The organism is Xanthomonas sp. NCPPB 2250 (assembly GCF_056725265.1).
In genome coordinates this window covers 3,556,806-3,574,241 of the sequence record NZ_CM161520.1, presented here as the reverse complement: position 1 = coordinate 3,574,241, position 17,436 = coordinate 3,556,806, and the positions used below count along the sequence as shown (strand labels likewise).

At 70.5% G+C, this 17,436-nt stretch carries 13 protein-coding genes; 12 read left to right on the top strand and 1 reads right to left on the bottom strand.

Annotated elements, in window-relative coordinates:
• Positions 1-34: 34 nt before the first annotated feature.
• A complete protein-coding gene (locus AC1PMG_RS14205; RefSeq protein WP_017911046.1) occupies positions 35-742 on the bottom strand; it encodes an AraC family transcriptional regulator in 708 nt (235 codons plus the stop codon).
• A 172-nt stretch (positions 743-914) separates the two neighbouring features.
• Between AC1PMG_RS14205 and AC1PMG_RS14200 the strand changes: the two genes are divergently transcribed.
• The 12 genes from AC1PMG_RS14200 to AC1PMG_RS14145 all read left to right on the top strand — a co-directional run bounded on the left by AC1PMG_RS14200 (position 915) and on the right by AC1PMG_RS14145 (position 17,412).
• Complete coding sequence (locus AC1PMG_RS14200; RefSeq protein ID WP_481109322.1) at positions 915-1,856, top strand: 4-hydroxyproline epimerase; 942 nt, start codon at positions 915-917, stop codon at positions 1,854-1,856.
• A complete protein-coding gene (locus tag AC1PMG_RS14195) occupies positions 1,853-2,953 on the top strand; it encodes an NAD(P)/FAD-dependent oxidoreductase (RefSeq protein WP_481109321.1) in 1,101 nt (366 codons plus the stop codon). Before AC1PMG_RS14200 ends, AC1PMG_RS14195 begins: the two co-directional genes overlap by 4 nt.
• Complete coding sequence (locus AC1PMG_RS14190) at positions 2,950-3,198, top strand: (2Fe-2S)-binding protein (protein WP_010343411.1); 249 nt, start codon at positions 2,950-2,952, stop codon at positions 3,196-3,198. Before AC1PMG_RS14195 ends, AC1PMG_RS14190 begins: the two co-directional genes overlap by 4 nt.
• Complete coding sequence (locus AC1PMG_RS14185) at positions 3,191-4,561, top strand: FAD-dependent oxidoreductase (RefSeq protein WP_481109320.1); 1,371 nt, start codon at positions 3,191-3,193, stop codon at positions 4,559-4,561. Before AC1PMG_RS14190 ends, AC1PMG_RS14185 begins: the two co-directional genes overlap by 8 nt.
• Positions 4,558-5,463, top strand: coding sequence for a dihydrodipicolinate synthase family protein (locus AC1PMG_RS14180; protein WP_017909351.1), 906 nt, complete (start codon positions 4,558-4,560; stop codon positions 5,461-5,463). Before AC1PMG_RS14185 ends, AC1PMG_RS14180 begins: the two co-directional genes overlap by 4 nt.
• Position 5,464: 1 nt before the next feature.
• Positions 5,465-7,057, top strand: coding sequence for an aldehyde dehydrogenase family protein (locus tag AC1PMG_RS14175; protein ID WP_481109319.1), 1,593 nt, complete (start codon positions 5,465-5,467; stop codon positions 7,055-7,057).
• Positions 7,054-8,262 (top strand): M24 family metallopeptidase, encoded by a 1,209-nt coding sequence (locus tag AC1PMG_RS14170; protein WP_481109318.1) that lies wholly within the window; start codon positions 7,054-7,056, stop codon positions 8,260-8,262. Before AC1PMG_RS14175 ends, AC1PMG_RS14170 begins: the two co-directional genes overlap by 4 nt.
• Before the next feature lie 82 nt (positions 8,263-8,344).
• Positions 8,345-10,177 carry a DUF885 domain-containing protein gene (locus tag AC1PMG_RS14165; protein ID WP_481109317.1) on the top strand — a complete coding sequence of 611 codons (1,833 nt, stop codon included), beginning with the start codon at positions 8,345-8,347 and terminating at the stop codon, positions 10,175-10,177.
• Positions 10,174-12,006 carry a DUF885 domain-containing protein gene (locus AC1PMG_RS14160; protein WP_481109316.1) on the top strand — a complete coding sequence of 611 codons (1,833 nt, stop codon included), beginning with the start codon at positions 10,174-10,176 and terminating at the stop codon, positions 12,004-12,006. Before AC1PMG_RS14165 ends, AC1PMG_RS14160 begins: the two co-directional genes overlap by 4 nt.
• 604 nt (positions 12,007-12,610) lie before the next feature.
• Positions 12,611-14,182, top strand: a complete 1,572-nt coding sequence (locus AC1PMG_RS14155; RefSeq protein ID WP_481109315.1) for an APC family permease — start codon at positions 12,611-12,613, stop codon at positions 14,180-14,182.
• Between the two features lie 146 nt (positions 14,183-14,328).
• Complete coding sequence (locus tag AC1PMG_RS14150; protein ID WP_481109314.1) at positions 14,329-16,641, top strand: S9 family peptidase; 2,313 nt, start codon at positions 14,329-14,331, stop codon at positions 16,639-16,641.
• 462 nt (positions 16,642-17,103) lie between these two features.
• The gene (locus tag AC1PMG_RS14145; RefSeq protein ID WP_481109313.1) at positions 17,104-17,412 is read left to right on the top strand and encodes a flagellar basal body protein; all 309 of its coding nucleotides are present in this window, start codon (positions 17,104-17,106) and stop codon (positions 17,410-17,412) included.
• Positions 17,413-17,436: the final 24 nt, after the last annotated feature.

Below are 17,436 nucleotides of genomic sequence, written 5' to 3'. Positions count from 1 at the left end.
CAGCAACCAATCCCGAATCCCCACTCCCGGCCCCTCACAGCTTGCCCTTCATCGACCGGTAGTCGCGCGGGGTCATGCCGACGGTGGCCTTGAACTGGCGGGCGAAGGCGCTCTGGTCGGCGAAGCCGCACAGCTGGCCGATGCTGGCGATGCTGTCGTCGCCGTGCAGCAGGCGCATTGCGGCTTCGATGCGCATCTTGGTCAGCAGTTGCTGCGGGGTCAGCTGGAACACGCGGCGGAAGTGCCGCTCCAGTTGCGCCACCGACAGCTCGGCCAGGTCGGCCAGGGTCTGCACGCGCAGGTTGTCGCCGTAGTGCGCCTGCATGTGCTCCATGGCGCGGCTGATGCGCTCGTAGGCGGAATGGCGGCTGTCCGGCTGGCCCAGGTCGCGGGAGATGCCGACCACGCCGATCACCTCCTCGCCCTCGCACAGCGGGCGCTTGAAGGTCAGGCACCAGCCCGGGGTGCGGTTCGGGAACAGGTGCACCTCCAACTGGTTCTCGATCACTTCGCCGCACAGCACGCGCCGGTCCTGCATCAGGTAGCTGCCGCCCAGCGGCAGCGGGAACACGTCCGCGGCCGACTTGCCGATCAGGTCGGCGCGGTACTTCTTGCCCAGCCGCCGCACCAGGGTCAGGTTGACGTGGGTGTAGCGGCCGTCGCGGTCCTTCACGAAGAACACCACGTCCGGCAGGGCGTCGAACAGCGTCTGCAGTTCCAGTGCCGAAATCAGAGTGTCCATGGCGTTCACCTGCGGGAGTGGGCGGCGGTGCGGGCGCGCCGTCGCGCGTCCCCTGAATGCCGATGCTAGCCTAAGTCGACGCCCTGGGGCGTCGCCGGGTTGTGCGAACTTCCGCATTGGCGACAGGCAAACGCTGCTAGCCGGCGGCGGTGCCGAATGTGAGCATGGCCCCATGCATACACTCGATGTCATCGACTCGCACAGCGCCGGCGAACCGACCCGTGTCGTCGTCTCCGGCTTCCCCGATCTGGGAACCGGTTCCCTGGCCGAGCGCCGTGAGCTGTTCCGCACGCGCTTCGACCGCTGGCGCAGCGCCATCGCCTGCGAGCCGCGCGGCTCGGACACCATGGTCGGCGCGCTGCTGCTGCCGCCGGTGGCCGCCGATGCCTGCGCGGCGGTGATCTTCTTCAACAACGTCGGCTACCTGGGCATGTGCGGCCACGGCACCATCGGCCTGGTGCGCACGCTGGCCGAACTGGGCCGCCTGAGCGCAGGCACGCACCGCATCGAGACGCCGGTGGGCACGGTCGGCGTGGAACTGCACGCCGACGGCCGCGTCTCGGTCGACAACGTCGAGAGCTATCGCCATGCCACCGGCATCGAAGTGCAGGTGCCCGAGTACGGGCGGGTGCGCGGCGACGTCGCCTGGGGCGGCAACTGGTTCTTCATCACCGAACAGACCCCGTGCGCGCTGGAACTGCGCCATCAGCGCGCGCTGACCGCCTACACCGAGGCGGTGCGGCTGGCGCTGGAGGCGGCGGGCATCCGCGGTGCCGACGGCGGCGAGATCGACCACATCGAGATCAACGGGCCGGCGCCGGACGCCAGCGCCGACGCGCGCAACTTCGTGCTGTGCCCGGGCCTGGCCTACGACCGGTCGCCGTGCGGGACCGGCACCAGCGCCAAGCTGGCGTGCCTGGCCGCCGACGGCAAGCTGGCGGCGGGGCAGGTGTGGCGGCAGCAGGGCATCCTCGGCAGCGTGTTCGAGGGCAGCTATGCGGCCGGCACCCGCGGCGTGCTGCCGCGCATCACCGGGCAGGCCTACATCACTGCGCGCGCGCAGTTGCTGATCGATCCGCAGGATCCGTTCGCCTGGGGCATCGACGCCGCATGAGCGGTTTCGACCTGATCGTCGTCGGCGCCGGCATCGTCGGCGCGGCCTGCGCCGATGCGGCGGCGGCCGCCGGCCTGCGCGTGGCGATCGTCGAGTCGGGCAGCATCGGCGGCGGTTCCACCGCCGCGGCGATGGGGCACCTGGTGGCGATGGACGACGATCCGGCGGAACTGGCGCTGTCGGCGTACTCGCTGCGTCTGTGGGAAGAATTCGCGCCGCTGCCCGAGGCGGAGTTCAGTCGCTGCGGCACGCTGTGGGTGGCGCGCGAGGCGCGCGAACTGGAGGCGATTCCGGCCAAGATCCAGCGCCTGGCCGCGGCCGGCGTGCACGCCGAAGCGCTCGATGCGCAGCGTTTGTACCAACTGGAGCCGGCGTTGGTGCCGGGCCTGGCCGGCGGCATGCGCGTGGCCGCCGAGGCGGTAGTGTATCCGCCGCGGATGGCGCGCTACCTGGTCGAGCGTGCCTGCGCCGCCGGTGCGCAGCTGTACGCCGGGCGCCGCGCCACTGCGCTGGCTGATAGCGGTGTGCGGCTGGACGATGGCAGCACGCTGCACGGTCCGGTGCTGGTCGCCACCGGCTGCGCATTGCCGGAGCTGTTGCCGGAACTGCCGATGCGCGCGCGCAAGGGGCAGTTGGTGATCACCGACCGCTATCCGGGCTTCGTCGCCCATCAATTGCTGGAACTGGGCTATGCCGACAGCGCGCACGGCAGCGACGGCAGCAGCGTGGCGTTCAACGTGCAGCCGCGGCCGACCGGGCAGATTCTGATCGGCTCCTCGCGCGAATTCGACGCGACCGACCGCACGGTGTCGATGCCGATGCTGCAGCGCATGCTGGAGCGCGCCTTCGCGTTCCTGCCGGGCCTGCGGCAACTGCAGGCGATCCGGGTGTGGACCGGCCTGCGTCCGGCCACGCCGGACGGGCGTCCGTACCTGGGCGCGGTGCCGGAGCGGCGCGACGTGTGGGTCGCGGCCGGCCACGAGGGCCTGGGCGTGACGACGGCGCTGGGCAGTGCGCGCCTGCTGCTGGACCAGTTGCTGCAGCGGCCCACGGCCATCGACGCGGCGCCGTACGCGCCGGCGCGGGCGCTGGCATGAGCGCGCGCATGCTGCGCCTGCAGGTCGACGGCCGCGATGTCGAAGTGCTCGACGGCAGCAGCGTGGCCGCGGCGGTGGCGCAGGTGGCCACGCATTTCCGCCGCTCGCGCAGCGGCCAACCGCGCGCGCCGCTGTGCGGCATGGGCGTGTGCGCCGAGTGCCGGGTACGCATCGACCGCGTCGGCCAGTTGCGCGCCTGCATCACCCCGGCGCGCGACGGCATGCAGGTGTGGACCGATGGCTGAGCCGCGCGCCCGCTACGACGTGCTGGTGATCGGCGCCGGCCCGGCCGGGCTGGCGGCGGCGCTGGCCGCGGCCGGGCATGGCCGCCGCGTCGGCCTGGTCGATCTGCAGGCGCGTGCCGGCGGCCAGATCTGGCGCCACGAGGTGGCCCAGGCGCCGCCGCGCCTGGCCGCGCGCACGCTGGCGCAACTGGCGGCGAGCGCGGTGACCTTCCTGCCGCAGACCCAGGTGCTGCTGGCGCAGGACCGGCAACTGCTCACCGATGGCCCCGATGGCCCGCGCTGGCTGGGCTACGACGCGCTGGTGCTGGCCACCGGCGCGCGCGAATTGCTGTTGCCGTTCCCTGGCTGGACCCTGCCCGGGGTGACCGGCGCCGGTGGCGCCCAGGCGCTGGCCAAGCAGGGCTGGCCGCTGCGCGGACGGCGCGTGCTGGTCGCCGGCAGCGGGCCGTTGCTGCTGGCCTCGGCGGCGACGCTGCAGCGCCACGGCGCGCAGGTGCTGGGCATCGTCGAACAGGCACCGTGGCGCGCGCTGGCCGCGTTCGCCGCGCAGCTGCCGCTGCGCTGGCCGGACAAGGCGCTGCAGGCGCTGGCGCTGCGCACGCAACTGGCCGGGGTCGGCTACCACGCCGGCAGCGTGGTGCTTGCCGCGTACGGCGAGGGCCGAGTGCAGGAGGTGGAACTCGACGGCCCGCGCGGTCGCCGCCGTCTCGCCTGCGATCATCTGGCGGTGGGCTACGGCCTGGTGCCGAACGTGGAACTGGCGCAACTGCTGGGCTGCCGCCTAGGCCGCAGCGGCACGCATCCGTGCGTGGCGGTGGACGCGCAACTGCGCACCAGCGTCGACGGCGTCTACGCCGCCGGCGAGGCGCTGGGCATCGGCGGGCGCGATTGCGCGCGGGTGGAAGGTGCGATCGCCGGCCACCTGGCCGCCGGTCAGGACGCCGCTGCGCAGGCGCTGCAGTCGCAGCGACGACGTGCGCGCGCCTTCGCTGAACTGCTGCAGCGCCAGTTCGCGCTGGACCCGCGCATCCATGCGTTGGCCGCGCCGGACACGCTGGTGTGCCGCTGCGAGGATGTGCCGCTGTCCGCGCTGCAGGGCCATGCCGACCTGCGCGACGCCAAGCTGGCCTCGCGCTGCGGCATGGGCGCCTGCCAGGGCCGCATCTGCGGCAGCGCGCTCACCGAATTGGGCCTGGCCGCGCGCGCCGCCGATTTCTCCGACGACGGCCGCCGGCCGCCGCTGTTCCCGGCGCGGCTGGATGCGCTGGCCCATCCCTGTCCGGACCCCGGTCCGGACACCGCTTGCGCCGCGCCGTCGCGCGCGGCATCCCTTCGCAACTCTCCACAAGGTGTACATCCATGAGCAAGGCTTCCTTCTGGTACGGCGTGCTGCCGGCCATCACCACCCCGTTCAACGCCGACGGCAGCATCGACCACGCGTTCCTGGCCAAGCATGCGCAGCTCATGATCGACGCCGGCTGCACCGCGATCGTGCCGCTGGGTTCGCTGGGCGAAGCGGCCACGCTGAGCTTCGACGACAAGCTGGCGATCCTGAAGACCCTGGTGCAGGCGGTCGACGGCCGCATCCCGGTGGTGCCGGGCATCGCCGCGCTGTCCACCGACGAGGCCGTGCGCCTGGCGCAGGCGGCCAAGCAGGTCGGCTGCGGTGGCCTCATGGTGCTGCCGCCGTACGTGTATTCCACCGACTGGCGCGAGATGGGCGCGCACATGCGCGCGGTGATCGCCGCCACCGACCTGCCGGCGATCCTGTACAACAACCCGATCGCCTACAAGACCGATTTCAGCCCGGCACAGATCGCCGAGCTGGCCGCCGAATTCCCGAACCTGCAGGCGGTCAAGGAATCCTCCGGCGACGTGCGCCGCTTCGCCGCGCTGGGCGAGCTGCTCGGCGACCGCCTGGTGCTGCTGGTGGGCATGGACGATGCGATCGTCGAAGGCCTGAGCATGGGCGCCAAGGGCTGGATCGCCGGCCTGGTCAACGCCTACCCGAAGGAGTCGGTGAAGCTGTTCGAGCTGGCCCGCGACGGCGGCTACCCGGCGGCCAAGGCGCTGTACGACTGGTTCCTGCCGCTGCTGCGCCTGGACACCGTGCCCAAGTTCGTGCAGCTGATCAAGCTGGTGCAGGAGAAGGTCGGCCTGGGCAGCGAGCGCGTGCGCGCGCCGCGGCTGGTGCTGGAAGGCGCCGAGCGCGAGGCCGCGCTGAAGGTCATCGACCACGCCATCGCCACCCATCCCGGGCACTGAGATGAGCATGCAACCGCTGTTGCTGGCCGGCCATTGGCAGGCCTCCCTGGAAGAGCGCGGTAGCTTCCGCGCCGAGGACCCGCGCGACGGGAGCGAGTTCGGTCCGTCGTTCCCGATCAGCGGCGCCGCCGACCTGGAAGCGGCGCTGAGCGCGGCGGCGCTGAGCGCCGACGCGCTGGCTGCGGCCGCGCCGGAACGCATCGCCGCGTTCCTGGATGCGTATGCGGACGCGATCGACGCCGACGTCGAGCGTCTGGTGGCGCTGGCACACGCGGAAACCGGACTGCCGGTGGAGCCGCGCCTGGCCAAGGTGGAACTGCCGCGCGCCAGCGGGCAGTTGCGCCAGGCCGCGCAGGCGGCGCGCAGCCACAGCTGGGCGCAGCCGGTGATCGACACCGCGGCCGGCCTGCGCGCGCAGCTGGGGCCGCTGCACAAGCCGGTGCTGGTGTTCGGCCCGAACAATTTCCCGTTCGCGTTCAACGCGGTGGCCGGCAGCGATTTCGCCTCGGCCATCGTCGCGCGCAATCCGGTCATCGCCAAGGCGCATCCTTCGCATCCGGCCACCAGCCAGCGCCTGGCCCAGCTCGCGCACCAGGCGCTGCTGGCCAACGACCTGCCGGCGGCGACGGTGCAGTTGCTGTATCACTTCGACAATACGCTGGGCCTGGAACTGGCCGGCGATCCGCGGCTGGGCGCGATCGGCTTCACCGGCAGCCGTGCCGGCGGGCTGGCGCTGAAGGCCGCCGCCGACCGGGCCGGGGTGCCGGCCTACGTCGAGCTGTCCAGCGTCAATCCGGTGTTCCTGCTGCCGGGCGTGCTGGCCGAACGCGGCGCGGCGCTGGCGCAGGAGTTCTTCGCCTCCTGCACCATGGGCAGCGGCCAGTTCTGCACCAACCCGGGCATCGTGGTGGTGCCGGAGGGCGAGGCGGGCGATGCCTTCGTCGCCGCGGCCACCGCGCATTTCGCCGCGGCTGCGCCGGCGCTGCTGTTCTCGCGCGGCGTGCTGGAGCACCTGCAGCGCAGCGTAGGCACGCTGCGCGATGCCGGCGCCGCGGTGCTGGCCGGCGGCGAGGCCGATGCCGGCCCCGGCTACCGGCATGCGCCGACCCTGCTGGAAGTGTCGGCCGAGGCGTTCCTGCAGCAGCCCGAAGCGCTGCAGACCGAGGCGTTCGGCCCGGTCAGCCTGATCGTGCGCGGCGGCGGGCTGGGGCAGTTGACCGCCCTGGCGCGCAGCTTCGAAGGCAATCTCACCGGCACCCTGTATCGCGCTGCCGACGGCAGCGACGACATGGCCTTCGCCGCGCTGGCCGCGGCGTTGCGCCCGCGGGTCGGCCGCCTGATCTGCAACAAGATGCCGACCGGCGTGGCGGTGAGCCCAGCGATGAACCATGGTGGTCCGTATCCGAGCACCGGCCATCCGGGCTTCACTGCCGTCGGCATGCCCGCGGCGATCCGCCGCTTCGCCGCGCTGCACAGCTACGACGGTGTGCCCGACGCATTGCTGCCGCCGTTGCTGCGCGACCGCAATCCCGGCGGCGTGCAGCGCTTGATCGACGGCTGCTGGAGTACCGCCGACGTGGAGCGCAGCGCATGAGCGAGCAGTCCCAGATCGGCGGGCTGACCCTGGAGCAGGCGCACGCGCAACTGGCGCCGTGGCCGCACGGCGCGCCGGCGATCCAGGAGCAGGAGTACCGGCAACGCCTGGCCAACGCGCGTGCGCTGATGCGCGCGCATGGCGCCGACGCGCTGCTGATCGGCGCCGGCGCCTCGCTGCGCTATTTCACCGGCGTGCCGTGGGGCGCCAGCGAGCGCCTGGTGGCGATGCTGCTGACCGCCGAAGGCGATCCGCTGCTGATCTGCCCGGCGTTCGAGGAAGGCTCGCTGGACGCGGTGCTGTCGGTGCCGGTGCGCAAGCGCCTGTGGCAGGAACACGAGGATCCGCACGCGCTGGTCGCCGAGGCTCTGCTGGAACTCGACGCGCAGAGCCTGGCGCTGGATCCGGGCGTGGCCTTCGCGGTGCACACCGGGCTGACGGCGGTGCTGGGCCGGATCGCGATCCGCGATGCGGCGGCCATCGTCGACGGCTGCCGCATGCGCAAGTCGCCAGCGGAACTGGCGCTGATGCAGCAGGCCTGCGACATGACCCTGCAGGTGCAGCGCCTGGCCGCCGGGCTGATCCACGAAGGCATCACCACCGCGGAACTGACCCGCTTCATCGATCAGGCGCACCGCGCGCTCGGTGCCGACAACGGCTCGACCTTCTGCATCGTGCAGTTCGGCCACGCCACCGCGTATCCGCACGGCATTCCCGGCGTGCAGGCGCTGCGCCCGGGCGAACTGGTGCTGATCGACACCGGCTGCACGGTGCAGGGCTACCACTCCGACATCACCCGCACCTACATCTTCGGCGAGCCCAGCGAGAAGCAGCGGCGCATCTGGCAACTGGAGCACGACGCACAGGCGGCGGCCTTCGCCGCGGTGCGGCCGGGCGTGGCCTGCGCGGTGGTGGACGAGGCCGCGCGCAAGGTGCTGCAGCGTGCCGGGCTCGGCCCTGACTATCAGCTGCCGGGGCTGCCGCACCGCACCGGCCACGGCTGCGGCATGAGCATTCACGAGGCGCCGTACCTGGTGCGTGGCAATGCGCTGGCGCTGGCGCCGGGCATGTGCTGCAGCAACGAGCCGATGATCGTGGTGCCGGGCGAGTTCGGCGTGCGCCTGGAGGATCATTTCTACGTGACCGAAGACGGCGCGCAGTGGTTCACGCCGCCGTCGCCGGCGATCGACCGGCCGTTCGCCTGATGCGCAGGGCGGCCGCCTCCAACGTCTGCGCGGCGGCCGCCGCTGTGTGTCACGGGCGCATGTCGCCTCGCGGGGTATCACGATGAAACACATGCGTCTGCCCGCCGTCAGCATGCTGGCGCTGGTCCTGTTGAGCGCTTGTCAGCGGTCTGCACCGTCGGCGCCTTCCACGCCGGCGGCAACGGCGCCGGGCAAGGCTGCCGCCTCGCCATCGCAGGCCTTCGCCGCGCTGCTCGACGCGCAGTGGCAGTACCAGCTCGAACACCATCCGGAGTTCGCCAGCATCATCGGCGACAGCCGCTACAACGATCGCTGGAGCGATTATTCGCCGGCGGCGCTGGAAGCCGAACGCCAGGCCACTGCGGCGTTCCTGGCGCGTTTCGACGCGGTCGATGCCAAGGCGCTGTCGGCGCAGGAGCGGTTGAGCCTGCAGATGATGCAGCGGCAGTTGCGCGACCGGCTCGAGGCGATCGCGCTGAAGAACGACGAGATGCCGCTGGAGCCGGTCGGCGGCATCCAGGTGGCGTTGCCGGGCTACGCACAGGCGTTCCCGTTCGCCAGCGTCAAGGACTACGAGGACTACATCAAGCGCCTGCAGGCGATCCCGGCGCTGCTCGACCAGGCGGTGGCGCTGTCGCGCGCCGGCGCTAGGGACGGGTTGGTGCAGCCGAAGTACCTGCTCGAGCGCATTCCCGCGCAGGTGCGCGAGATCGCCGCGCCGGCCGGGGCCGACAGTCCGTTCGCCGCACCGCTGCAGCAATTCCCCGCGGCCGTGCCGGAGGCGGAGCGGCCGCGCCTGCGCGCGGCGATGATCGCGGCGATCGACCGGCAGGTGCGCCCGGCCTATCGCAAGCTCGCCGACTTCGTCGCCGACGAATACGCGCCGCAGGGCCGTGCCCACGAAGGCATGTGGTCGCTGCCCGATGGTGCGCGCCGCTACCGCTTTGCGATCCACACCCAGACCACCACCGATCAGTCGCCCGAGCAGATCCACCAGACCGGCCTGGCCGAGGTCGCGCGCATCGAGGGCGAGATGGGCGTCATCGCCAAGCAGCTCGGCTATGCCGACCTGGCTGCGCTACGCACGGCGGTGGCCCATGACCGCAAGTTCTTCGCCACCTCGCCCGAGCAGATCCTGCAGCGCTACCGCGACGACATCGCGCAGATGCAGCCGAAGCTGCCGACGTTGTTCGGCACGCTGCCGAAGACGCCGCTGGAGGTGCGCGCGATGCCCGCGTTCCGCGCCACCGCCCCCGGTGCCGAGTACTGGCAGAGCGACGCGCAGGGCAGCAAGCCGGGGCTGGTGATGGTCAACACCAGCGACTACGCGCACCGCACCCTGGTCAACATCCAGGCCACCGCGTATCACGAGGGCGTGCCCGGCCATCACCTGCAGATCTCGTTGGCGCAGACCCTGCCGCTGCCGCCGTTCCGCCAGCAGTCGAGCTACAACGCCTACGTGGAAGGCTGGGCGCTGTACGCCGAGCGGCTGGGCAAGGAGGTGGGCTTCTACCGCGATCCGTACAGCGACTACGGTCGCCTGGCCGGCGAACTGCTGCGCGCCAACCGGCTGGTGCTGGACACCGGCGTGCACTACAAGCGCTGGACCCGGCAACAGATGCTCGACTTCTTCCACGCGCATCCGTCGGACGACGAACCCAGCATCCAGTCCGAGACCGACCGCTACATCGTCTGGCCAGGCCAGGCGCTGGGCTACAAGCTCGGCGAACTGGACATCCTGGCGTTGCGCGAGAAGGCCAGGCGCGCGCTGGGCGACCGTTTCGATATCCGCGCCTTCCACGATGCCATCCTCGGCGGCGGCGCGATGCCGCTGGACCTGCTGGACGCGCGCATCGACGCCTGGATCGCCCAGGTCCAGGCCGGCGCCCCTGCCACTTCGGAGACTTCGCGATGACCTCCCGTTCCCGACTGCGCACGGCGCTGGCCCTGGCCATCGCCTGCACCCTGGCCTGGCAGGGCGCTGCCGCCGCCGCGCCGGCAAAGACTGCCGCGCCGGCCGCCGCTGCCCCCGCCGGCGATGCCGGCGCGCGCTTCAAGGCGCTGTACCAGCGCGAGTGGAAATGGCGCCAGGAACAGTTTGCCGGCGCCGACGACGAGGACGCGCAGGGACAGGCCGCCGATCACCTGCCCAAGGTCGATCCGGCCACCCAGGCGCAGCGCACCGCCTACTGGCAGCAGACGCTGCATGACCTGGATGCGATCGACCCGGCGCAGTTGTCGGCGCAGGACCAGGTGAACTACCAGGTCTATCGCCAGCAACTGCAGGTGCTGCTCGACCAGCAGCGGTTCCGCGCCTGGGAAATGCCGTTCAACAGCGACACCGCGTTCTGGAGCGACCTGGGGTTCACCGCGCGCGCCACCCTGCGCAACCGCGAGGACTACCAGCGCTATCTCGGACAGCTCGCCGACATCCCGCGCTACTTCGACGAGCAGATCGCCAACATGCGCGCCGGCCTGGCGCGCGGTTTCGCTCAGCCGACGGTGACCCTGCAGGGTCGCGATCAGTCGATCGCCGAGGTCGCGCAGGCGCCGGGCGACAGCAATCTGTTCTACACCCCGTTCAAGCAGATGCCGGCGACGATCCCGGCGCCGCTGCAGGCGCAGTTGCGCGCGCAGGCGCGCACGGCGATCGCCCAGCAGGTGGTGCCGGCCTACGCCAAGCTGCTGCGTTTCATGCGCGAGGAATACCTGCCCAAGGCGCGCCCTGCGCTGGCCGCCGAATCGCTGCCCGACGGTGCGGCGTACTACCGCGCGCAGATCCGCGAATACACCACGCTCGACCTCAGCCCCGAGCAGATCCACGCGGTGGGCCTGAAGGAAGTGGCGCGGCTGCGCAAGGAGATGGACCAGGCGATCGCCGACAGCGGCTTCAAGACCCCGCCGGGGCAGCAGACCTTCCCGGCGTTCCTGCACTACCTGCGCACCGATCCCAAGTTCTACGCCAAGACCCCGGAGGAACTGCTCAAGGACGCGGCGTGGATCGCCAAGCGCGTGGACGGCAAGATCGGCGACTACATCGGCCGGCTGCCGCGGCAGCGCTTCGCGATCGAGCCGGTGCCGGCGGACCTGGCGCCGTTCTACACCGGCGGCCGTGGCGGCCCGGGTATCTACTTGGTCAACACCTACGACCTGCCGTCGCGGCCGCTGTACAACCTTGCTGCGCTGACCTTGCACGAGTCCTCGCCCGGCCATGCGCTGCAGATGCCGTTGGCGGCCGAGCAGGAGAACCTGCCGGATTTCCGCCGCTACACCTTCATTTCCGCGTATGGCGAGGGCTGGGCGGTGTACTCGGAATACCTGGGGCAGGAGATGGGGATGTACGACACCCCGTACGACCGCTTCGGCTACCTGACCTACCAGATGTGGCGCGCGTGCCGGCTGGTGATCGACACCGGCATCCACCACGACGGCTGGACGCGGGAGCAGGCGCAGGCGTTCCTGCGCGACAACACCGCGCTCAGCGAGCACGAGGTGACCACCGAGGTCGACCGCTACATCGCCTGGCCCGGACAGGCGCTGTCCTACTACCTGGGTGAGTTGAAGATCCTGGAGCTGCGGCGCAAGGCGGAGCAGGCGCTGGGCGAGAAGTTCGATTTGCGCGCGTTTCATGACGCGGTGCTGGAAACCGGCTCGGTGCCGTTGCCGGTGCTGGAGCAGCGCATCGACCGGTTCATTGCCGAGGGTGGGAAGTCGCCGTGGGCGAAGGAGGCGGCGAAGCAATAAGCCCCTCTCCCTTCGGGGCGAAAGGGCACGGTTTGCGCGCCACTGGCGCGCGTGCCCTTGAGCGCCCGCGCCGCAAGCGCGGGCCGGGGCGCGGAGCGGGGGGTTGGGGTGAGGGTCGGACGCGAAGCGGATGCGGTGTTTCAGCTGCACGAGGCTTCGCCCGTACCCTCATCCGCCGCTTCGGGGCACCTTCTCCCGGTGGGAGAAGGGAGAGCCGGCTTCGGCCGGTTGCTTTAGCCCCTCTCCCCTCGGGAGAGGGGTTGGGGTGAGGGTAGGGCGCGAAGCGCATGCAGTGTTTCAGCTGCACGAGGCTTCGCCCGTACCCTCATCCGCCCCTTCGGGGCACCTTCTCCCGACGGGAGAAGGGAGCAATAAGCCCCTCTCCCCTCGGGAGAGGGGTTGGGGTGAGGGTCGGACGCGAAGCGCATGCGGTGTTTCGGCTGCACGAGGCTTCGCCCGTACCCTCATCCGCCCCTTCGGGGCACCTTCTCCCGGAGGGAGAAGGGAGCGAAGCCCCTCTCCCACCGGGAGAGGGGTTGGGGTGAGGGTAGGGAACGCCGCAGATCATCGAATCGCCAGTGACACCAATCCAGCGGGAGACGCCATGGCCGCACAAGGCAAGTTCCACAAGCGCTTGAGCCTCACCGATCTGACCTTCATCGGGTTGGGCTCGATCTTCGGGTCCGGTTGGCTGTTCTCGGCCAGCCACGTCTCGGCGATCGCCGGGCCGGCCGGCATCGTCTCGTGGATCGCCGGCGGCGTGGCGGTGCTGCTGCTGGGCCTGGTGTACTGCGAACTCGGCGCGGCGCTGCCGCGCGCCGGCGGCGTGGTGCGCTACCCGGAGTACTCGCACGGCGTACTGCTGGGCTGGCTGATGGGCTTCATCACCCTGATCGCCTTCTCCAGCCTGATCGCGATCGAAGTGGAAGCAGCGCGCCAATACGCCGCGGCGTGGTTCCCCTGGCTCAACCAGGCCGGCAGCACCCATCCCAGCGTCGCCGGCTGGCTGCTGCAACTGGCGCTGCTGGTCGCGTTCTTCCTGCTCAATTACTACAGCGTCAAGACCTTCGCCACCGCCAACAACATCGTCAGCGTGTTCAAGTTCCTGGTGCCGGTGCTGGTGATCGTGCTGCTGATGGCGCACTTCGATGCGCGCAACCTGCACGTGCAGGGCTTCGCGCCGTTCGGTGCGGCCGGCGTGGAAGCGGCGATCTCCGCCGGCGGCATCATCTTCGCTTACCTCGGGCTGACCCCGATCGTGTCGGTGGCCAGCGAAGTGCGCGATCCGCAGCGCAATATCCCGATCGCGCTGATCCTGTCGGTGGCGCTGTCCACGGTGATCTACGTGCTGCTGCAACTCGCCTTTCTCGGCGGCGTGCCGGCGCAGCATCTGGCCAATGGCTGGGGCGGCATCGACAAGGCGTTCTCGCTGCCGTACCACGATATCGCGCTGGCGCTGGGCATGGGCTGGCTGGCGGCACTGGTGATCTGCGACGCGATGATTTCGCCCAGCGGCACCGGCAACATCTACATGAACGCCACGCCGCGGGTGGTGTACGGCTGGGCGCGCAGCGGCGGTTTCCTGCCGGTGCTGACGCGCGTGGACGCCGCCTCCGGCATCCCGCGCCCGGCGCTGTGGCTGAGCCTGGGCCTGTCGGTGTTCTGGACCTTGCCATTCCCCTCGTGGGAGACGCTGATCCAGGTGGTGTCGGCGGCGCTGGTGCTGAGCTATGCGGTGGCGCCAGTCACCGTGGCGGCGTTGCGGCGCAGCGCGCCGGAGCTGCCGCGACCGTTCCGATTGCGCGGCATGGCGCTGCTCGGGCCGCTGTCGTTCATCGTCGCGGGCCTGATTGTGTACTGGTCGACCTGGAGCACGTTGTCGTGGCTGCTCGGCCTGCAGATCGCGATGTTTGCGCTGTACGTGCTGTACCGCCTGCCCAACGCCGCCGGCCGTGCGCGACTGTGGCGGCAGGTGCGCGGCGTGCTGTGGCTGATCGTGTTCTTCGCGCTGGTGCTGGTGGTGTCGCGCCTGGGCACCTTCGGCGGCAGCGGCTGGATCGCGCATCCCTGGGACACGCTGTGCGTGGCGGTGATCGCGCTCGGTTGCTACCACTGGGGCGCGCGCAGCGGCCTGCGGCCTGAGGAACTGGCGCTGGAAGAGGATGACGGGGAGTAGTCCGTCGCCTGTATGGATGTGTACGTAGGAGCCGCTCTTGTCCCTTTTTTGGGATCAGCTGCGATGGGCTCTCCTGGTAACGCCCGGTCGCGGCTGAAGCCGCTCCTACGAGGAACACGCGTGCCATCGAAACTCTCGGAAACAGCATGAACAAGTTCGTTGCATCGATCGTCGTCGCCCTGGCCTGCTGCGCCGGCGCCGCCCAGGCCGCGCCCAGCGTCGCCGACTACCAGCGCTCGCTGGGCCTGCGCGAAGCCTGGATCGGCCTGACCGAGAACGTGACCTGGCCGGCGCATTGGCGCGACGACGGTGCGTTCTACTACCGCAAGACCGTGCCGGGCGGCTTCGCTTTCGTGGTCGAGGACGTGGCCAGCCAGCGCAAGCAGCCGGCGTTCGACCAGCAGCAGTTGGCGCGCGCGTTGAGTGCGGCGACCGGCACCACCTATCCGGCGCTGCGGCTGCCGTTCACGCGCTTCGCCTACGTCGCCGAGGGCGGCCAGCCGCAGGCGGCGATCGCCTTCGAGCTCGATGAGACGCCGTGGCGCTGCACCCTCACCACCTACGTCTGCGCGCGCGCCGACAGCGGTCCGCAGCCGCGACCGCGCGGCTTCGGCGTGGTGCGCGATCTCAGCGTACCGGCCGACGCCACCCCGCGGCGCTCGCCGGACGGACGTTGGGAGGCCTATGTCGACGGCAATGCGCTGATGCTGCGCGCGGTGGCGGACGGGCACACGTTGCGCCTGGCCGACGATGGCCGCAACGATGATTTCTACGATCCGGAAACGCTCGCATGGTCGCCGGATTCGCAGCGGCTGGCGCTATACCGGGTGAAGCCCGGTTTTCCCCGCCTCGTCACCCGCGTCGAGGCGGCGCCGCCCGGCGGCGGCCAGCCGGTGGTGCGCACCCAGTTGTATCCCAAGCCCGGCGATGCGGTGGACATCGAGCGGCCGGTGCTGTTCGACCTCGACGCGCTGGCGCGCGGCGGTGCGCCCAAGCGCCTGGCCATCGACGATGCCTTGTTCGCCAACCCCTACCAGCTCTCGCCGATCCAGTGGCGCCGCGACAGCGCCAGCTTCGTGTTCGACTACGTGCAGCGCGGCTTCCAGCGCATGCGCGCCATCGCAGTGGACGCGGCCACGGGCAAGGCGCACGTGGCGGTGGGCGAGGACGCGAAGACCTTCGTGTACGCCGACCGCAGCTACCACCACGATGTCGACGGCCTGGGCCAGGAGATCCTGTGGATCTCCGAGCGCGACGGTTGGCGCCACCTGTATCTGTTCGACGGTGCCAGCGGCCGGATCAAGGCGCAGATCACCAAGGGCGACTGGATCGTGCGCGACGTGCTGCGCGTGGACGATGCGCAGCGGCGTATCTGGTTCAGCGCCAGCGGCATGGACGTGGGCAAGGATCCGTACTACCGGCACCTGTTCGCGGTGGATTTCGACGGTGGCCACCTGACCCGGCTGACCGAGGTCGATGCCGATCACGACGTGGCCATCGCCGACGATGGGCGCCATTACGTGGACGTGTATTCGCGTCCGGACATGGCCCCGGTGATGGAACTGCATGCCATCGACGGTCGCCTGCTGCAGGTGGTGGAGCGCGGCGACATCCGCAAGCTGCAGGCCGCCGGCTGGCGCGCGCCGCAGACCTTCGTGGCCAAGGGCCGCGACGGCAAGACCGACATCTGGGGCATGGTGGTGCGGCCGCGCGACTACGACCCGCACAAGAAGTATCCGGTGATCGAGAACATCTACGCCGGCCCGCACGATTCGTTCGTGCCCAAGACCTTCTGGCCGTTCGGCTACCACTCCGGCGGCGACAAGCAGATCGGCATGCAGGCGCAGGCCGACCTGGGCTTCATCGTGGTGATGATCGACGGCATGGGCACCGCCAACCGTTCCAAGGCCTTCCACGACGTGGCCTGGAAGAACCTCGGCGATTCCGGCTTCCCCGACCGCATCGCCTGGCACAAGGCGTTGGCGGCGCAGGATCCGTCCTACGACATCGGCCGCGTCGGCATCTACGGCGCCTCGGCCGGCGGGCAGAGCACGCTGGGCGCGCTGGAGCGACACCCGGACTTCTACAAGGTCGGCGTGGCCTATGCCGGGTGCTACGACAACCGCATGGACAAGATCAGCTGGAACGAGCAGTGGATGGGCTGGCCGGTGGACGCCAGCTATGCGCGCGCCTCCGGCGTGGACAATGCGGCCAAGCTGCGTGGCGACCTGCTGCTGATCGTCGGCGAGCAGGACAGCAACGTCGACCCGGCCTCGACCGGGCAGGTGGTGAACGCGCTGATCAAGGCCAACAAGGACTTCGACCTGCTGGTCGTGCCCGGCGGCGAACACACCGTCGGTCGCTCCACCGGCTCCATCGATTACGTGCAGCGCCGCCAGTACGACTTCTTCGTGCGGCATCTGTTGGGGGAGCCGACGCCGGCGTGGAATCGGCTGTAGGTGGGGCCGGGATTTGGGATTGGGGATTGGGGATTCGTAAAGGCGCGGAGATTCCTGGTCCTGCGGAGCCGGGCTTTTCCCTTCTCCCCTTGGGAGAAGGTGCCCCGCAGGGGCGGATGAGGGTACGGGTGGTGCATTGGCGTTTCGGAGGCATCGCGGCGTCCGGACCCTCACCCCAACCTCTCTCCCGTCGGGAGAGGGGCTAGGCTTTTCCCTTCTCCCCTCGGGAGAAGGTGCCCCGCAGGGGCGGATGAGGGTACGGGTGGTGCACTGGCGTTTCGGAGGCATCGCGGCGCCCGGACCCTCACCCCAACCCCTCTCCCGAGGGGAGAGGGGCTTTGGCTACTGGCGCCGGCGCATCCGCTCTTGCCAATCCCAAATCCCGACTCCCCAATCCCCCCACTCAAGACCTCGCCAAACCAGCCGATAACCCGGCAAGTCTCCCTGCGCCCCAGGCCCGTCATGACCGCCATCGCCCCCAGTTCCTCGATCGCGCTGTCCGGCATGCGCGCGGCGACGTCCGGGCTGCAGGTGCGCGCCAACAACATCGCCAATCTCGCCACCGAGGGCTTCCAGCGCTCTGTGCCGGTGAACCAGGCGACTGCCGGCGGTGGCGTAGTTGGCCAGGTGCAGCAAACCGGTGGGCAGGGCAGCGATCTGGTCGACGACATGGTCGGCACGCTGACCGAACGCACGGCGTTCCAGGCGAATGCGCGGGTCTTGCGCGCGGCCGACGACAGCATCGGCAGCCTGCTCGACGTGCTCGCCTAAGCCGCTCCGGTCCATCGCGCTGCC